This is a genomic window from Endozoicomonas sp. Z74 (assembly GCF_057680865.1).
In genome coordinates this window covers 1-580 of record NZ_JBLYZI010000274.1, presented here as the reverse complement: position 1 = coordinate 580, position 580 = coordinate 1, and the positions used below count along the sequence as shown (strand labels likewise).

At 53.1% G+C, this 580-nt stretch carries 1 protein-coding gene; it reads right to left on the bottom strand.

Annotated features, from left to right (window positions below):
- Positions 1-580: transposase (locus ACNRUY_RS26735; RefSeq protein ID WP_488114703.1), on the bottom strand; the 580-nt coding region annotated here is incomplete at both ends.

The following is a 580-nucleotide window of genomic DNA, read 5'->3' as shown; positions in this document are numbered from 1 at the left end:
GCTTCAGAGTGCGGCTTATTTCTTAAACGTCGCCTGCCACGCTTGCGAGGCAGACGATCCAGATTTCGCGCCCCTTTTTCAGATTCGAGAAAGAAGGTTTCGTCTTCTTCCGAGATACCCGATAAAAGCCCATAGGAGTCTTCTTTAACCACGGCCATCAGGCGGTGTCGCAGATGGAACGAAGTGTTCAGAGAAACTCCGCATTTAGCGGCCGCCGGTCGCAGGGTTGTGCTGCCATCCATGCACTCCAGATATTGATCAAGCTTGTCTCTGACGCGCAGGTGAGCCAATGGTGATTTGGTCATAGCATTGAACGTGCGCAGACACTGTTTGCAGCGATAGCGCTGATGACCTGCATGGGTTCCCCAGCGCTTTACCGCTTCAGAGCCGCAATGCGGACAGGCAGGGTGCTGGTCAAAATAGAACTTGAGTCTTTCCAGTAACCGGGACTCACCGGAAATACCTTGTGCATCACCGGCAATGGGTGAGGGCGGCAGAGTTTTATGGAGGACACCGATCTGCTCTGGGGACATCATGGGTATGGACTTCAGGATGTCTTGGAATTGCTGAGGTTTCATGG